The organism is candidate division WOR-3 bacterium (assembly GCA_039802005.1).
In the GTDB taxonomy this organism is placed as follows: domain Bacteria; phylum Hydrothermota; class Tepidihabitantia; order SM23-42; family JAOAFX01; genus JAOAFX01.
On sequence record JBDRVV010000012.1, the window covers coordinates 55,566 to 68,526 of the forward strand.

Annotated in this window: 8 protein-coding genes and 1 tRNA gene; 1 reads left to right on the plus strand and 8 read right to left on the minus strand. The window is 39.8% G+C overall.

Going from position 1 to position 12,961, the window contains the following annotated elements; genetic code table 11:
• Positions 1-13: 13 nt before the first annotated feature.
• From ABIL69_05625 to wecB, 8 genes are all read right to left on the minus strand, one after another.
• Complete coding sequence (locus ABIL69_05625; protein MEO0123469.1) at positions 14-655, minus strand: metallophosphoesterase; 642 nt, start codon at positions 653-655, stop codon at positions 14-16.
• A complete protein-coding gene (locus ABIL69_05630) occupies positions 652-1,698 on the minus strand; it encodes a hypothetical protein (GenBank protein ID MEO0123470.1) in 1,047 nt (348 codons plus the stop codon). The genes ABIL69_05625 and ABIL69_05630 overlap by 4 nt, the downstream gene beginning before the upstream one ends.
• Before the next feature lie 73 nt (positions 1,699-1,771).
• Positions 1,772-1,843: transfer RNA gene (locus tag ABIL69_05635), tRNA-Gly, on the minus strand.
• Between the two features lie 228 nt (positions 1,844-2,071).
• Positions 2,072-4,471, minus strand: a complete 2,400-nt coding sequence (locus ABIL69_05640; protein ID MEO0123471.1) for an AAA family ATPase — start codon at positions 4,469-4,471, stop codon at positions 2,072-2,074.
• 34 nt (positions 4,472-4,505) lie between these two features.
• Positions 4,506-5,375, minus strand: coding sequence for a decaprenyl-phosphate phosphoribosyltransferase (locus ABIL69_05645; GenBank protein ID MEO0123472.1), 870 nt, complete (start codon positions 5,373-5,375; stop codon positions 4,506-4,508).
• A gap of 60 nt (positions 5,376-5,435) precedes the next feature.
• The gene (locus tag ABIL69_05650; GenBank protein ID MEO0123473.1) at positions 5,436-6,800 is read right to left on the minus strand and encodes a TldD/PmbA family protein; all 1,365 of its coding nucleotides are present in this window, start codon (positions 6,798-6,800) and stop codon (positions 5,436-5,438) included.
• A 364-nt stretch (positions 6,801-7,164) separates the two neighbouring features.
• On the minus strand, positions 7,165-10,647 hold the full coding sequence (locus ABIL69_05655; GenBank protein MEO0123474.1) for a C25 family cysteine peptidase: 3,483 nt from the start codon (positions 10,645-10,647) through the stop codon (positions 7,165-7,167).
• A 221-nt stretch (positions 10,648-10,868) separates the two neighbouring features.
• Complete coding sequence (wecB, locus tag ABIL69_05660) at positions 10,869-11,972, minus strand: UDP-N-acetylglucosamine 2-epimerase (non-hydrolyzing) (protein MEO0123475.1); 1,104 nt, start codon at positions 11,970-11,972, stop codon at positions 10,869-10,871.
• 614 nt (positions 11,973-12,586) lie between these two features.
• On the opposite strand from wecB, the gene ABIL69_05665 reads away from it, so the two are divergent.
• Positions 12,587-12,961: hypothetical protein (locus ABIL69_05665; protein MEO0123476.1), on the plus strand; the 375-nt coding region annotated here is incomplete at its 3' end.

Below are 12,961 nucleotides of genomic sequence, written 5' to 3' on the forward strand. Positions count from 1 at the left end.
TGAAAAATACTCCTTAAGCATTATAAAGTTCAACCTTTATTTCATCGGTTATGTCCATCATCCCATAAAATTTTGGAAATGGACCTGGATTTACAATAATTGTCCTTCCAATCCTGTCTGTATTGCGCGCCTCGTGTATATGACCACAGATACACAAATCAGGTTGATTCTTTTCAATAAATTCGCGAATGTGCTTACTACCAACATGCATACCCATTAAAGTCTTATCAACCTTTGTATTAAATGGCGGTGCATGACTTACAAATATCTGTTTCCCATCCTGTCTTCTGTAGTTACTTAAAATCCTTTCAATCTCTTCATCTGAATACTCCTGCGGGGTTCGGAAAGGTGTATAACCACTTCCCCCAATACCAAAAAATAACAACCCCTTGAATTCTCTTATCTCTCCATGCAGGTTAATACCTTCATCTTTTAAGAAATCCAGCACTTCATACTGGTCACAATTACCAGGCACTGCAACGACATTAGCATTAATTTCTTTTATTGTATTTAATACAATAGAAGCCTCTTTCTTGCCACCAAAATTTGTAATATCACCAGATATAACAACAAGATCCGCAGAACTCAAAACATCAATAATCTTTTTATCGTAATTGATTCGGCCATGGATATCAGAAATGGCGAGAATCTTCATTTATTTGTATAGTAAAATCGGTGAAGGTTAATTATATCTTTCATAATCGTAGCGCCAATCGCTACGAGTCCAGAAGCTCCTCCGATCAAAGTCAATTCACCCATCAACCTTGTGTGGAAAGTGACACCTTTGTTTGAACCATAAACATAGGACAGTGGGTCATCCTTATTAAGAAATTCTGGTCCAACAGATATCTTGGGTTCTCCATTTTCAATTGATAACTTGCCTATCAGCCTTACTATCTTTCCCTTCTTTACTTTAGCACAGACTACTTTCTCATTCAGGTTCATTATTCCCTGACAGGGAATTGACCTTAAATCTGCACACTTGCCGGTTAATAAAAGCCCAAGGATTATTGTTTTATAACAGGTGTCAATTCCTTCAAGATCAAATCTATAATCGGGCTCTGCGATACCAAGTTTTATTGCCTCTCGTATTGCCTCCATTTTGCTCTTCTTTTCAAACATAATCTTATCAAGGACAAAATTACTCGTGCCATTTAAAATTCCACGCACATAATATACATTGGCATTTATCAATTCATTATTAATAACCCCTGAAGTGGGCAGAGCGCCAGCAGTCGTGGCACTGATACCGATATAAACATTTTCTATCTTTGACAATTGAATAAGTTCATCGCCTTTAAAAACCAAAGGCGCCTTGTTCGCACATATTATATTTATTCCATTTTTAATCGCTTCAACCAGATAAGGGTAACTTACGCCAGCATCAGTTCGTGAACCAGGCAAGCCGTCAATAATAATATCAAATCTTTTACTTTCAATCAGATGAATAAATTTTTCCAAGGGTTTTTTTATAACCTTATCTAAATTTTTACCTTCTGCTTTTTTATCAATCAAATCCTGTAAATTTAAATCGCCGCAGGCAAAACTTTTTGAATCTGCAGCGGCAATAAATTTTAGTCCAAAACCGAATTTTTCTGTGATTCTGTCTCTGTTTTCAATGTAATGTTTGGCAAATGCCCTTATAACCTTGCCAAATCCTAATAATCCAACATTATATTGCTTGATTCTTGATCGCATTGAATGATTATACCCAAAATATAAACTGAGTCAACCTCTGATTATGATTTGAGTTTTAATTTAAAAATAAAAAAGCGGGAGACGGGATTTGAACCCGCGACCCTCACCTTGGCAAGGTGATGCTCCACCACTGAGCTACTCCCGCAAAATCAGCAAAATATTATAAGCCTTAGATAATTATATATAAAATGGAACAAAAGTCAACACTTCTTTAATCTTACTTTTAGAAATATCGTACATTTGCAATGGAAAATTTTAGCCTGAAGTAAAAATTGTAGTGGCAGACCTTGGTCTGCAGATATTTATGAGCAGAGTAAACTCGCCCAATACATCTTAAAAATAGTTTCTATTAGTCGCATGTTCCCTGTTCTTACTAACTCTTAAAAACGACCTCTCCCCTCTGCATATCTACCTTTATCGTACTGTCTTTTGGAAATTCACCCGCTATTATCTTCTTTGATAATGGATTTTCAATCATTCTCTGGATTGCCCGACGCAAAGGTCTGGCACCATATACCGGGTCAAATCCTTCATGGGCAAGGTGTTCTTTTACCTTTTCACTGAATTCAATCCGGTAACCAAACTCTGAAACATTCTTTGCAACCTTTTTCAGTTCCCGTTCAACAATCCCTTTTATCTCATCAAATCCGAGTGGTTTAAAAACAATCACCTCGTCTATACGGTTTAAAAACTCGGGTTTAACACTCCGTTCAAGAACCCGGTAAACTTCCTTCTTTGTCTGTTCATAATCAAACTTCCCATTTTTTAAATTCTCGGTTATTATTTCACTCCCTAAATTAGATGTCATAATTATAATCGTATTTTTGAAATCAACGGTCCTGCCCTGTCCATCGGTCAATCTGCCATCATCAAGGAGTTGTAACAAGATATTGAATACATCGGGATGTGCCTTTTCAAATTCGTCAAATAGTATCACCCGATAGGGTCTACGCCTCACTGCCTCAGTAAGTTGTCCACCTTCTTCATAACCGACATAGCCCGGTGGTGCACCAATCAGCCTTGATACCGTATGTTTTTCCTGATATTCGGTCATATCAATCCTCACCATCGCATCCTCGGTATCAAACAAGAATTCCGCAAGGGATTTTGCAAGCTCTGTCTTACCTACACCCGTGGGTCCGAGAAATATAAACGAACCGATCGGCCTTTTCGGATCTTTTAATCCTGCCCTTGAGCGCCTTATCGCATCACTCACCGCAACGACCGCATCCTCCTGGTCAACGAGCCTTTCGTGAATTCTCTCTTCCATTTTTAACAACTTGCTCATCTCAGATTCAAGCATTCTTGACACCGGGATGCCGGTCCAGGAAGATATTATCTCTGCAATATCATCTTCAGTGACGCGGTCGTCAATGCCCCGCTGTTTCATCCACTCGGTCTTTTTCCTGCGATATTCTTTTTGTAATGCTTCGGTCTCATCCCTTAACTTTGCGGCAAGTTCATAATTTCTCATCTCCACTGCCCTTTTACCTTCTTCGGTCAATTTTTCAAGTCTCTTCTCCATTTCCTTTAATTCATCCGGCATTGAATATATCTCTATCCTTGCCCTTGCGCAGGCCTCATCAATCAAATCTATCGCCTTATCAGGTAGATGGCGCTCGGTCAGATAACGGTGTGAAAGTTTTACTGCAGACTCAATCGCTGAATCATCAATTATAACGCCGTGGTGGGATTCGTATCTGTTTTTCAAACCCTGTAAAATTTTTATCGTATCTTCAACCGAAGGTTCACCAACATATACTGGTGCAAAACGTCTTTCTAATGCTGCATCCTTCTCAATATGCTTACGATATTCATTCAGGGTTGTAGCACCGATACACTGTAATTCGCCCCTTGCCAGTGCCGGTTTGAGCATATTTGATGCATCAATTGCCCCCTCTGCTGCACCCGCACCAACTATTGTATGCAATTCATCAATGAATAATATAATCTCGCCCTTTCCTTTTCTTATCTCATCCATCACCGCCTTCAATCTCTCTTCAAATTCACCACGATATTTTGAACCAGCAACGAGCGAGCCCATATCAAGTGCCAGAATCCTCTTATCCTTCAATATCTCAGGGACATTCTTCTCAACAATCCTCTGGGCAAGCCCTTCAACAATAGCGGTCTTACCCACCCCCGCCTCACCAATTAACACTGGATTATTCTTTGTCCTCCGTGATAGAATCTGAATCACCCTTTTTATCTCCTGGTCTCTGCCGATCACCGGGTCAAGTTTTCCCTGTTTTGCCAGTGCGGTTATATCCCTTGCATATCTTTCAAGTGCCATATACTTACTCTCCGCATCCTGGTCAGTCACCCGCTGTGAACCCCGAATAATCTGGAGTGCCTGATAAATCTTTTCTTTGGTTATTCCAAATTCTCTCAATATCTTTACAACCTCTCCTTCTGTCTCTTCAGCAATTGCTAAAAACAAATGTTCTGTGCCTACATATTCATCCTTCATCCGCTGTGCCTCAGCCTGGGCAAGGGAGACCAATTTCTTTGTCCTTGGTGTTATATAAATCTGGGCAGTCGCACCACCATAGACCTTGGGTCTTAAATCAAGCGAAGATTCAAGCCTTCGTTGCACCAGGTCCGGCATTATATCCATCTTTTTCAGTATCTTCGGCACCAAACCATCTTCCTGTCTCAAAAGCGCCAGAAAGATATGCTCTACATCCAGTTCCTGATGAGCATATTCATCAAGAATTTCCTGTGCCAGGGCAATAGAATCCTGTGCCTTTTGAGTAAATTTATCAAATCTCATATACCTTTAGACTAAAAAAACCAAAATATGTTTATCAGGAATAGGTCAGAATCAAAATGCAGGCAATCCCCCACAATATCAAATTGATTATGATTGGCATATCGCCTATCAATGCACGATTGGGCATATCCGCACCGGATTTTTTTTCTATTATATAAAGATACCTGAACATCCCATAAATGACAAACGGGATTGTCAGAATCAGATTCTTTGTATGAAATTTATTTATTGTATCCGGAGATAATGTATAAATACAATAAGAAACAATACAGGCAGAGATGGTTATCGTAATCATATGGTTGAGCATATCTATTGAATAATGATAGAGCACCTTCCTATGTTTCTCAGCCTCAATCCCGAGCATTAGCATTTCACTCTTTCGTTTTGCCAGAATTATAAAGAGTGCCAGGAGAAAAGTGCAGAGAATCAGCCAGGAAGATATCTCCACATTGATTATCAATGCACCGGCGATAGACCTGAGAACATAGCCGATTGCAACAGCAAGAACATCAAGTATCACAAGATATTTAAAGATAACAGAATAGAGCAGGCTCAAGATTAAGTAAACTGCAGCAGACAGAAAGAATTGGTGATCAATCGTGAAGGAAAAATAAAGCGCAACAATTATTAGAATTATAGAAAGAATTATTGCATTAACTACTTTTACTTTACCTGAGGCGATTGGCCTGTTCTTTTTTGTAGTAATATGCTGGTCAACCTTTTTATCAAACACATCATTGATAATATAACCTGCACTACTCAGAAGTGAGAAAATGATAAACCCTGAAATTGCAATACCAACTTTTTGTAAATCGTGGAATTCCCTGCTGAATACGAGCCCGGCAAATAAAAATACATTCTTTATCCACTGTTCAGGCCTTAATAATCTTATATATTCTCTCATCTAATTATCCAGTGATCAATCCCCTGCCATTATTAAAATTCTTAAGGTTTTAATTTTTCCTCAAAACTCAGTGGCACTCGTGAAATTGAAATCCTTTATTTTTAAAGCCGGCACAACCATACCATGTGGATTCCTTCCGCCATAACCTGGTTCCTCAGCCACGAGTTCAGTTTTTCGGGAAATTGCCTCAATGCGGTTCAGCATATCAAATATATTGTCAGTAAAGCGCAGGTTTTTAATCCCTTTTGTGATTACCCCGTCCTCAATCAGAAATGTCCCATCCCTTGTCATCCCCGTGAATACAAGTTTATACGGGTCAATCACATTCGTATAATGGAGCCGTGTTATGAGAACACCCTTTTTTGTAGTCTTTATCATCTCATCAATTGAACTATCACCACCTTTCATTACGATATGCAACGGAATTGGTCCGAAGGGATTAGGATACATAAGTGCATGCCCCGTAGACTTTTTCTTTCCCATTGCTGCGGTGATTGAATCATAAACTACATTCTTTGCCACACCATTTTCAATGAGGACAAACTTCCTTTTCGGTACTCCTTCAAAATCAAAAGGAACAGGAAACCCCTTTCGGTAAAATGGGTCGTCTATAAGTGTGATCCTTTCATCAACGACCCTTGTCTGAAGTTTACCTGAAAGATAAGAACGCCCCTCTTCATAGGTCTTGCCATTAAACGCATAATATGCAAGATAACTGATAATATCACTCACAGCAAGCGGTTCAAAGATTGTAGTATATTGTCCGGGTGGAAGTTCTATCGGGTTTTTTGATTTCAGTGCCTTCTCTGCAGCGATCTTCGCCATCCTCTTAAAATTCATTTCTTTTATACTCTTGGCACCACCCTGGACATAACCCGTTGAATTATCTGTCGCCATTACAATGTTACAGAAAATATCGCTACTACGCCTGTAAGCAAATGTCCCATTAGAATTTCCTATCACAACCGTAGAAAAACCATTGGAAACCGAACCAAAGGTGGTTAAATTATTTTTCCTGGCAACTTCAATTATCTCTCTTACTGCCTCTGCCCTTTCATTTGGTGACATCCGTGTAGTCTTTGTCTCAAAAGAGTCAACTTTTTTATAGGCATTTATCTTCACCGATGGCAATGATTCAAAATAAGGATTATCAATCTGGAATCGGGCAATGGTCTCTGCCCAGCGCAGGGTCTCTTTCAATTTCTCCGGGGCAATTGAATTTGTATAGGAAGAACCTATCTTCTTACCAAAAGCAACCCGTATATGGACACCGGTATTTGACTCCCTCACATTCTGGTGGATATAATTATTGGCATACCTTGTCAATGCTGAATCAAAATCAAATATCACTACCTCGGTCTGGTCTGCCTTAGAGCTTTTCAAAATAAAATCAATAATCTTCTTTGCCTGTTTTTTATCTATCATAACACTCCTCTTTGAGAAATTTTATCTAAAATAATGATAAAGTCAATATTCCAAAATCCTGACCCATATTTATTCTTTCTTTAGGTTCGATAAAATCAGCAGTGGCAGACCCTGGTCGGCAATAAAGATTGTAGTGGCAGAGTTTACTCTGCTAAAGGCGAGCAAGCTCGCCCACTACATAATTGGATGGTTGGCTGTAGTGGCAGAGTTTACTCTGCTAAAGGTGAGCAAGCTCGCCCACTACAGGCTGAAGAAAATTCAAGTAAACCCCTCATCTATATCCTCCCCCCGCAAAACGGGAAGAGGGCAAGGGTGCGGGGAAATTATTTCGTATCAAAGATTGCGTTTATTATCATCCTGAATCTTATTTCAAATATATCACCTTTTTCAACATTCTCGTATTTCTCGTCTCAAAATAGACAAAATATACACCTTCTGGAAGATTTTTCGGTCTATAATTTAAATCTCCAGCACCACTCAATTCTCCTGAATATATAATATCTACAAACCTTCCTGCAGGGTCGTAAAGACTTACTTTAACCTTTTCTTTATTTTTCATCTGATAATGAATATTAAGCAATCCCGTAACCGGATTGGGATACACATCCAAGGAAAGAAGTCTTATACTCAATGCACCCTGTGACTCATCCTCCACACCTACAAACCTATCCCACCAGGACTGGGCACTGTCAGAATTGACCTTGGCTTTTGTAGTATCATCACCGCCAACAATCGCATAGGCAACCCTGTAATACTGACCTGCGGGAATATTAAAAGGACCGGTTGAAGCAATGATTGTATAGTTTGTTGAGGTACTACCTGTGGGCACCTTCTTTTTACCGGTAAGGAAGCTATCCTTCACGACTTCGCTCATCATTGTTGATGGTGTTACATACTGGGAATGAGTGATTGCCGAAAGATTTCTTGCCAATTTTGGTTCAAGGATTCTTATACCTACAGTTGGTTTTTGCGAACTTGTAGAACGAAGCATATAGACAAACCTTCTTATACTATCTGAGCGCACAATATTATTTGTGGTATTATACACATCAAAGTCAAACATCATCCCTGAATAAAAATTATTTAGCGGACTTGTACCATAGTTATAGTAATAGAAACAGACAATCACCCAGTCATCGTAACCAGGATGCGAGAGCGAAAGGCTCCATTGTTTGATTATTAATCCCTTTGGTGTCGGATGTCCTGAATCACTATACCAGGCTACATACTCTTCTTCTGCCTTTAATGGTGGAATCAGGGGTTTGAGTGTATCAATGATTTTAAAATCCTGATTTATCGTTGAAGAAGAAGGCGGACCATAGAATCTATCAACTATATAAGAAGGGTCGGTCCCACAGACCATACTCGCATAATACAAACAACCGTAAGATGCAAGTTTGGAATATTTAAATCCTGAACCTTCACCATAAGGATATGTCGTTCCAAAACTGCCGTTCGTTGTGACGGTAAATGCACAGACACCTGTATCATGGTCAGCCCATATCCTTCTCGGCTCGGGTGGTATCCCCACCATTTCTTTAAAGAACGGCGTCCAGTTTCCCTGGCTGGATGTAGCATTGATAAGAAATTCAACTTCAGTGCCCTGCGGTGTATTGGGAGAAACTGATACTGTAAATGAGTCACCGCCTGCACTGTCATTAACTGGTATAGAACCATAGGAGGAAACTGAATCAATCAAGGTGATAAATGGATTTGATGTTCTTAATGTCCCTGTTACATTCGTCGCATTTACATTGCCAAGATTTTTCAGCATAACCCTTAATCTCACGGTCTCACCAGGGTCAATTTTTCCGTTATTATTCCCGCTCGGGTCAAATATTCGGTGTGATTGATAAAGAATACATGGCTGTGATGAACTTCCAGAGACCGAACAGGTTCCTTCATAGGGTTTACAATCAGGCGCAGTGACTGTGATACTCATAGTTCCGCTTGTCGTCGGATTCACAAAAAGATCAACCCAGCCTGTGGAATTCGTCCTTCCTGTAGAATAGACTTCTGTTCCTTTCATTGCGCAGACAAGGGCATTTTTCAAGGGTTGTCCAGATATTGCAACTGTTACTCTGAATATTTGCGGTCCTGCAGTTATTGAACTTAAATGGCTCACTGTCAATGTTCTGGGTTTCTGTGTATAAACACTCAAGTTCGGGTCACCGAATAGCGTCAGTTCATACACACACCACCTGGTTGGTGCCTGGCTCATTGCAAGGTTGCGCAGATAATCCTTGGCACCGGCAAGTGCCACACCAAATTCAGGTTTACCAAGGATAAAATTCTTGAATAGTTCAAGGTCAAGTTGTTCAGAGGGACCGAGTGCAGGTGGATAGCCAAGTCCATAACGGGAATTCAAAATGGACGCAATACAGCCCCCATTTGGATAATTTACCAGACTCTCGGCAATACAATCTCCACCATCAAAACAACCACAATAACAATTTATCCCATTTATTATATTATATTTTATGCCATTTGTTAGTGTGGCAACATGGGATATATCAAGGACAGTCATACTTGTCGTGCTTCCATGGGCAGATACATGGCAGAGCTGATAACCCACATTCAAGGAATCACGCACCGCATTTGAACCAGGGTCTTCAAGTTTTGACCTGCGCCAGGTTGTCGGATAATAACTGTAAATAATATTATTTATCACCCTGCCATGATAAGGACTGAAGAGCATTGTGGAAGGCAATAATAACCTCTGGAGATAGGTTGTATCAGGACGCTTTTCAAATATCGTGTCTTTATTGATAAAGGTATTGATATTTGTAGCATTGTCAACTGGTGCCCTGCCCACATACAAATCAAAGAACAGATCAACTGTGTCCTGCATTTCACCGAATAGATTGTTATTATTCCCATCCCAGGACCATTGCAAATCTGCATAATACATATCGGTAGGAATGTCGCCGGTAATTGTGCTCTCTTCAATTACAAGACGGGTCTTTCGGTCGGGAACAATAAAATCATCACCACCGAGCAGGACATATTTCAATCCCTTATTCTGCCAGTAGTCCTTGATACAATTTCTGATCTTTTCCTGATTGTCCCGACCAGAATATTGTGCATAGATTGAATCAGTCCCAATCACCTTTGTCTTTATTCCCTTCTTTGTCTTCCAGTTCACAAGTGCATTCCAGTTGGATTTTAGAGAAGGGCTTGTGACAATCAAATAATCAACCTCATCACCGCGCAGATCCTGGACAACTGGCGTCCAGATATTCACCATTTCTGGATTATTAACAATTTTACCAACTGCGTCACCGAACAAATCTATCTGCGATTGAGAGAGTCTGAACGGCTCATAAGCATTTTCATCATAATGGATACTTATTTTTACTTTTTTGTTCAACACTAACCTCTTACTTGCACCGATATACTGGACCGGATATACATTTATACACGCAATACGAAAACCTCCCAGACATCCGTCAGGAACTTTTTCTACAATTTCAGCAGGATAAGGGTTTTGAGATCCATAAACAATCGGATCCGGCGGAATAAATTCACTTTGTTTATTAGAAGAAATAGGGCGTACTGCCTGTCCGGGGTATGGCAGAAATGTACCAGGCAATTCTTCTGTTTCAAGAGAAACTACTTCTACATTTCTTACCTTAGCATCTGGTGGGATTACAAAATAGAGCGGTATTACAGGGACAATCGGTGCGCCCTTTTCCATTGTTGTGGGACTACCAGCGTAAGCAATAAAATCATAGTTATCAACCTTTGTAATAATCAATTCTGCCCGATCAAAAGTCAGTTCTTGCGTAATTACGCCCGAAAACAAAAGCAAAGGTATCAAAAAACACAAAAAAGGCTTAAGCCTCATAAAACCTCCTAAATTCTCAATAGCCAATGTAATATTATAATAATAATTTTCTCAAAATCAACACCTTTGTTGTTTGTAATTCCTTAACCGCTTTGGCTGTTCACTTCTGACTTCTATCTTCCCACCTCTTACTCCCATCATCTCGCTTCCAATCCCAAGAAAACATTCTATAAAAATGGAGATGACTTAACTTTCTTTTTCTTTATTAATTTCTGCAATTCTTACAATCTTTCTCTCAAAATCTTCGCAATCCTCTTGCCTGCAAAACCATCCCAGTATTTTGGTTTCTTTGGCCTTTCTGTTTTTTTTGGCTCGAGTAGGATCTTAGATGCCTCTTTAATTATCTTCTTCGGGTCATTGCCCACAAGTTTATTTGTTCCCTGAGTGATTGTAATCGGCCTCTCGGTATTTTCGCGTAATGTCAAACACGGAATCCCCAGAATTGTCGTCTCCTCCTGTATTCCACCGGAATCAGTAAGCACAATTGATGCACCACTCATTAATGAAAGAAACTCAAGATAACCAAGCGGCTCAGTGAATTTAATTCCCTTTTTGAATTCGGGCTCATAAAGAAGAAAATGAATGTTATCCAGTTGCCTGTCAGTTCTGGGATGGACCGGAAATACAATCGGCACAATCTTTGAAATCTCGCTTATTGCATCTATTATCTTTTGCAGAACATTTATATCATCAACATTTGAAGGTCTGTGCAATGTAACGACACCATATCGACCTACATCAAGACCGAGCATTTCAAGGATTTTTATTTTTTTCGCCACAGTGCAATGTTTGAGTAAAGAATCTATCATTGTATTACCCACAAAAAAGATCTTTTCCGGAGCAATCCCTTCTCTCAATAAATTCCTATTTGCATCCTCACAGGTTGTGAATAAAAAATCTGAAATCTGGTCGGTTAACAAACGATTGATCTCCTCAGGCATTGTCCGGTCAAAACTACGCAATCCTGCCTCAACATGGGCAACTGGAATGCATAGTTTCGCTGCGGTCAAAGCACCAGCAAGGGTCGTATTGACATCACCAACCACAATCACGAGGTCAGGTTTTTCCTTGAAACAGACCTTTTCAAACTCCATCATAACCTTTGCGGTCTGCTCTGCATGAGTTCCAGAACCAACCCCTAAATAAATTTTTGGTTTAGGCAGTGCTAAATCCCTGAAAAACACCTTTGACATTGCCTTATCATAATGCTGTCCACTGTGGACAATAAATGTCTTGAATCTTTTTATTTTCTTGAGTTCATTATATACCGGTGCTGCCTTCATAAAATTGGGTCTTGCACCGACTAATATGACTATTTTCTTCATAGTGGTATTATACAACAAAAATATTGATAGTCAATAATATTGTATCCTAATCTTTCCACTCTTTCTAAAATCCCCCTCAATCCCCATTTTCTAATCCTTCTCAATCCCCCTTTTCTAAAACCCCCGCTTAATCCCCCTTTTCTAAAGGGGGAAACAGGGGGATTAGTAGGAACAAGCGTAGCGATCCTGCAAATGAAATGATACCGCGAGTGAAACGCTCCTGCGTCTCCTGCTAACGCAGTGATCCTGCGAATCCCGAAAGGGATGATCCTGCGAATGGAATGATCCTGCAAGTCCGTCAGGACGATCCTGCATTAAATCCGTTTACCCACTTGACAAACAGATAATTATGAATATAATTTACTATATTATTACTTGTAATCTTTGTGGATAAATTATTATCGTATCGTAATGAAGCAGGTGCTTCGGGTTTGATATGTCTTATTTATGGCATAAGCATCGGTTATGTGGTATTATTTATTATTTAAGTATAGGGCAAAGGTAGCAATCCCTTCTGGGTTGACTAAACAAAGAATTAAAATGAACCTCATGCTCTGTGAATGGAGAGACCGCCATGCATCATGGTGGATAAACTAAGGGTAAAAGGAGGTAATATGAAATCCTTGAATATTGATTTGCTGAAAGGCAAATCAGTCAGCGTTGTAATGTTATTGTTTGCAGTAGCGGTCTATGCAGGCTACTGGTCACATAAAATTGTTGATGTCACCGGATTTGTTGGCCGGTATTCTTCCATTGCCCTTGATGCCAATGGCAACCCACATATCAGTTATTATGATAGCACAAACGGTGATTTGAAGTATGCAAAGAAGACCGGTTCTTCCTGGACGATGGAGACCATTGATACGACAGGTACTGTTGGCTTGTATACCTCAATTGCCCTTGATGCCAATGGTAATCCCCATATCAGTTATTATGATTACACAAACCGTGATTTGAAGTATGCAAAGAAGACCGGCGCTTCCTGGACT

Excerpts from the sequence above, each read along its gene's own strand:
- ABIL69_05625 (MEO0123469.1), bottom strand. The coding sequence starts at position 655 with ATGAAGATTCTCGCCATTTCTGATATCCATGGCCGAATCAATTACGAT.
- ABIL69_05630 (MEO0123470.1), bottom strand. The coding sequence starts at position 1,698 with ATGCGATCAAGAATCAAGCAATATAATGTTGGATTATTAGGATTTGGC.
- ABIL69_05640 (MEO0123471.1), bottom strand. The coding sequence starts at position 4,471 with ATGAGATTTGATAAATTTACTCAAAAGGCACAGGATTCTATTGCCCTG.
- ABIL69_05645 (MEO0123472.1), bottom strand. The coding sequence starts at position 5,375 with ATGAGAGAATATATAAGATTATTAAGGCCTGAACAGTGGATAAAGAAT.
- ABIL69_05650 (MEO0123473.1), bottom strand. The coding sequence starts at position 6,800 with ATGATAGATAAAAAACAGGCAAAGAAGATTATTGATTTTATTTTGAAA.
- ABIL69_05655 (MEO0123474.1), bottom strand. The coding sequence starts at position 10,647 with ATGAGGCTTAAGCCTTTTTTGTGTTTTTTGATACCTTTGCTTTTGTTT.
- wecB (MEO0123475.1), bottom strand. The coding sequence starts at position 11,972 with ATGAAGAAAATAGTCATATTAGTCGGTGCAAGACCCAATTTTATGAAG.